Raw genomic sequence first — 4,554 nt, forward strand, 5'->3', positions numbered from 1 at the left:
ATCTGGCACGGCCCGAAACAAAATTCACGTGGAATTTTGACCTCTTGGAAAAAGCGGTCGGGCCGACCGTTTCATGCGGAACGAAACCTCCGCGTCAGTTGGTCGGAGCGAATTCGTGGCGCCGCCGCCGGTAGCCGATGGCGTAGAGCAGGAACGCCAACACCGCGAACACCGCGAAACCGGGCTGGCCGAGCACCCAGGCGATGGCGCCGTCCCAGACCAGCGGACTGGCGTTGGCGCGTACATAGGTCTCGAAGGCCGCTCGGGTGTCGGGCGATACCGCCAGCCAGCTTGCGTTGAGCGGCGTCATGACGAGCGCCGATGCCGCCACCGAGCGCGTGGTGTCGATCACCGCCATGATGACGGAAATAGACAATGCAACCATAGCCGCCAGCCGAAAGATGAAACGCAACATCCAACGCTCTCCCCGGGAAAAGCTCCCGTCTGCCCCGCAACCGACATAGAGCGTGCGCAACCGCCACGCAATCGCGACACACGATTTTGAGCGGCTCTATCTATTTGTTTTGACGCAATTCCGGACGGCAAACCGCTACGCATTTTTCCCGGAATTGCTTTGCGCCGATGGCGCCTGCTTTCGCCGGTTGACCCGCCAGATGGCGAAGATTCCGCCGGCGACCGCGCCGACGATCAGGCCCGCGAGGCCGACGAAGGCGGCGAAAAACCCGCAGGCGCCCTCGAAGCAGCTCATATGGGTGGCGTCCGCGATCAGCGACCCGGCAAGAAATCCGGCTCCGGCGCCGATGGCGCCGCCAAGGATGATCCCGAGCAGCGCCGCAACGAGCGAGACCAGGAGCGGCGGGCGTTCGGTCTCCGGATTGGCGTAGACCGCCTCGGCGCCGGCGCCTCGCCGCAGGAGATAGATGCAGAGCAGGCCGATGGCGATCTCGGCTATGGTGAGGCCCAGCGCTTCGGCGGAGAAGACGAAGTCGGGCACCAGAAGCGTATAGGCCTGGCGCACGACGAGCCACAGGATGATGGCCACCTGCCAGATGGTGTAGTGGCGGGGGAAACGCGCCGACCGGTTGAAGGCGAGGCCGAGCAGGTAAAGCCCCCACAGGATCGTGACGAGGCCGCCGGCGAGGCCGCCATAGATCAGGAACAACACACTTTCCGGCAGGTTGAAGTCGCCGATCAGCCGCCAGCTCGAGATCAGGCCATAGGCCGACAGCCCCATGACGATCATCAGCCACGCCACCGGGATGAAGGAGAGCCCGCTGTCCGGCCGGCCCGCGGGTTGCTGGTCGATCGATGCCATGTCAGGACAATGCCCCTCGCAAAGCCCAATGCAATTCCAGGAGCAGCCGCTCCCATGCGAATTTGCAGGAAACCAACAGTTGGAGCGATCCAGCGATTCTACCGAACACCGAAGCGCTCCATGGGAGTCGACAGGCAACCAGGGCCGAAGTCAAGCGCGGACGGGCCCTGCGGAGCACCGACGACATCACGGCTGTCGCCTTAGCTCCTCCATCGCCTTCAACCGGACGACCGATACCGAGCAAAGGGCGCGCGCCACGACTTTGGTCGAGACACTGCCGAGATGCCGGCGAAGCGCCGAAGACGAGCGGGCGCCGACAACGATATGCCCAACGTCATTGTGCTCGGCGTAGTGGAGGATGGCGTCGGCCGGGCTGACGGCCTCGAGCACATGATAGCTTATGCGGTCCTCCGGCAGATGCAGAGGATGCGCCCAGTCTTTGAGCGCCACCAGCCGCTTCAGGTAGGTCAGTTGTCCTGATTCATCGGCGGCCGGCGTGTCGCCGATGATCTCGGTCTTCAGCACCGTCACACAGGCCAGCCAGGAATCCTCCCGCGCGGCAAGCACGCGCGCGGTTTCGTGGAGAACCTCGGCAGCCAGCGCATCGCTTCCGTTGGCGAGGTCGACCGCGGCCAGAACGATCGGCGGTCCGGCCTGTACCCTCGAGCTAGCCGGCTTCCCCACCAGCGCCTTCTCATCTGTTCTGCGGAAGAGATTCCTGATGCCGTCCCAGCTTCTTGCGTTCGATGGCGCGCGCGGCCTGGCAACCACGACCTGGTCGGGGTTTCTGAGGTCTGAAAGCACATGCGCCGCCTCGGCATAGCGCTTGGACCTGTCGACTTCCATGCATCGCAGGATGACGGCTTCCAACCACCTCGGAATGGCCTTGTCGATATCTCGCGGCGGCTTGGGCGCATGATAGAGCCTGCGCTTCATTCCGGCGAGCGTGGCCGGACGTCCGAACGGCTCCTCGCCGGTGACGAGCTGATAGAGGATGCAGCCCAGCGCAAACAGGTCGCTTGCGGGATCGGACCTCTCGCCCAGAACCTGTTCCGGCGAAATATAGGCTGCGGTGCCCATCGGCACGGAACTCTCCTCGCCGAGAAGGTCCGGAAGCTCGGCGTGGCGGGCGAGGCCGAAGTCCAGAAGCACGGCGCCGCGCTCGGCCAGGATGATGTTCTCGGGCTTGAGATCGAGATGAACGACCTTCTGGCGGTGCAAGGCGGCGAGCGCCTTCGCGATTTCGGCGCCGATCCTTGCCACCTCGTCCGGCGGCAACGGCGTGCGGCCGGCCGCTTCCGCCAGGCCGACCCCGGCAACGAACTCCATTGCGATATAGGGGACCTTTGCCAGGCCGCCGGATGCGGCGTAGCGCGGCACATGCGGACCCGACAGGCGTTTGAGGATCAGTTCCTCGGCTTCGAAGCCAAGAATGACGGAGACGTCCCCGCCTGGGTCGAGAAAAGGGATCTTCAGCAGAAGCGGAAAATCGAACTTCGAATTTTTCGCGCGCCACAGCGCCGCCATGCCGCCGGACTGAAGCCTTTCGACGAGTTCGAAACCGTCGATGCTTGCCCCTGCCTCCAACCTGTCCATCGATCGTCTCCGGGAAACTAGAGCAATTCCAGGAAAAGTGTGAGCGGTTTTCCGCCCGGAATTGCGTCAAAACAAGGAGCTATAGCGGGTCGCCGTTTCCGTGAAACGGCGAACCGCTCTAGCGGCCAATTTTCAAGCGCATGCCAAGCCACGCGGGCAGGCCGGACGCCTCGATCTTGCGGGCGGTCGCCTCATGATCGTAAGGAACGCGAACCATTGTCACCTCATGCCGTTCGGTGTCGAGAAGCGCAAAGCAGGCGGCCGGATTGCCGTCGCGCGGCTGGCCGACCGCGCCAACGACGATCAGATGCCGCCGCAGTCCGGACAAGGGCGCCGCCACATTGTTCCGCGGCGAAAAATGGATGGGCCGCGCGCCGGGCAAGGCGTAGTAGATGGCCGGAATGTGGGTGTGGCCACAGAAGATGAAGCGGGCATCGCTCGAGGACAAGCAGCGTCCCGCCGCGTCGACTTCGCGTATATAGACCCATTTTTCCGGCCGATCCGCGCTGGCGTGGACATAGAGCCGGTCCTCGGACCGCAGCGAAAGCGGCAGCCGCGCCAGGAAATCGAGATGCTCCCGGCCGAGCTGCTTGCGGGTCCACTCGATGGAGACCCGCGCGTTCTCGGTCATGTCGTTCCGGCCAAGCGCCGCCGCCTCGTCATGGTTGCCCATGATGCAGAAGGCGCCGCTCCTTGCCAGATCGGCCGCCTCCTCGACCACGTAGACAGGATCGGGCCCATAGCCGACCAGGTCGCCAAGCAGGACCAACTGGTCCGGCGCCAGATTCTGAACGGCCTCCAGGACTGCGTCGAACGCCTCGCGGTTGGCATGGATGTCAGACAGGATCGCGATGCGCATTCAACCTTGTCCCGAAACCGGCGCAAGATAGCAAGCCGGCGGCCGCAAGGGATTTGATCCGGCTCAATGGCCATGCACGAACCGCGGCAAGGCCTTCCGTCCCAGCGGCGGCCGGAGCTGTCTCGGCGCCAGACGGCAAATGCCGTTTGCAATGCCATTATGGCTTGGCATTCGCTTTAGGATCGACTAGATGAGCCCCGCGCCTGTTTGCCTAGACGGTTAGAGGTGCTGGGAAGGGGTTGCCCGCCGGTTGAAGGCTCCCCAGATTGTCCGATGAGGCCTTCCCGAGGGAGATGCATCTCCCCAATCCGCACGGCGAAACCGGCCGGCGCGAGAATGCAAGGACGGAGAGGTGGCCGAGTGGTTGAAGGCGCACGCCTGGAAAGTGTGTTTACGGGAAACCGTAACGCGGGTTCGAATCCCGCTCTCTCCGCCATAAGTTTTCCTAATGAATCAATGATTTCAAATACTTAGCCAGTTCATGGCGCACTTAAAAGTCGAAGCGTCCTTAATCTATGTGACAAACTGTCGGGAATCCACTTGGTCCGCCATGGCGTCGCTCAACCTCGAGGTGATCAGCGTCGTGTTTGGGGCCGTGAGCGGACAGTCAGCTTTCGGGTCTTGGCGATTGGATAACTGCCGTGCGCGGCGGGCACTTCCGAATGGCAGGAAGCGCCCAATTGGAGACGTTTAGGCAGTCAATCCATGGTCCCGAAAGCAGCCAAAGCGCGCTCCCGACACCGTCGCGATAAAGGCTCGCAGGTCGGCCAGCATCAGTTCCGGCTCTTCCAGCGCGGCGAAATGCCCGCCTCGCGGCATGTCG

The 4,554-nt window shown here is 63.3% G+C and carries 4 protein-coding genes and 1 tRNA gene; 1 reads left to right on the forward strand and 4 read right to left on the reverse strand.

Annotated features, from left to right (window positions below; all coding sequences use genetic code 11):
- Positions 1-94: 94 nt before the first annotated feature.
- From EOA29_RS26100 to EOA29_RS26115, 4 genes are all read right to left on the reverse strand, one after another.
- Positions 95-415: a hypothetical protein gene (locus tag EOA29_RS26100; protein WP_126092064.1), complete on the reverse strand. Its 321-nt coding sequence runs from the start codon at positions 413-415 to the stop codon at positions 95-97.
- A gap of 135 nt (positions 416-550) precedes the next feature.
- Complete coding sequence (locus EOA29_RS26105; protein ID WP_126092063.1) at positions 551-1,276, reverse strand: hypothetical protein; 726 nt, start codon at positions 1,274-1,276, stop codon at positions 551-553.
- 186 nt (positions 1,277-1,462) lie between these two features.
- Complete coding sequence (locus EOA29_RS26110) at positions 1,463-2,872, reverse strand: bifunctional serine/threonine-protein kinase/universal stress protein (RefSeq protein WP_126092062.1); 1,410 nt, start codon at positions 2,870-2,872, stop codon at positions 1,463-1,465.
- Between the two features lie 118 nt (positions 2,873-2,990).
- Entirely contained in the window at positions 2,991-3,731 is a 741-nt protein-coding gene (locus EOA29_RS26115; protein WP_126092061.1) for a metallophosphoesterase family protein, read from the reverse strand.
- Positions 3,732-4,077: 346 nt separating this feature from the next.
- Here EOA29_RS26115 and EOA29_RS26120 point away from each other — a divergent pair.
- Positions 4,078-4,167, forward strand: a tRNA-Ser gene (locus EOA29_RS26120).
- The last annotated feature ends 387 nt before the right edge of the window (positions 4,168-4,554 follow it).

Source organism: Mesorhizobium sp. M1E.F.Ca.ET.063.01.1.1 (genome assembly GCF_003998155.1).
Classification (GTDB): domain Bacteria; phylum Pseudomonadota; class Alphaproteobacteria; order Rhizobiales; family Rhizobiaceae; genus Mesorhizobium.

Coding starts and splice junctions, on each gene's coding strand:
- EOA29_RS26110 (WP_126092062.1), bottom strand. CDS start 2,872: ATGGACAGGTTGGAGGCAGGGGCAAGCATCGACGGTTTCGAACTCGTC.
- EOA29_RS26100 (WP_126092064.1), bottom strand. CDS start 415: ATGTTGCGTTTCATCTTTCGGCTGGCGGCTATGGTTGCATTGTCTATT.
- EOA29_RS26115 (WP_126092061.1), bottom strand. CDS start 3,731: ATGCGCATCGCGATCCTGTCTGACATCCATGCCAACCGCGAGGCGTTC.
- EOA29_RS26105 (WP_126092063.1), bottom strand. CDS start 1,276: ATGGCATCGATCGACCAGCAACCCGCGGGCCGGCCGGACAGCGGGCTC.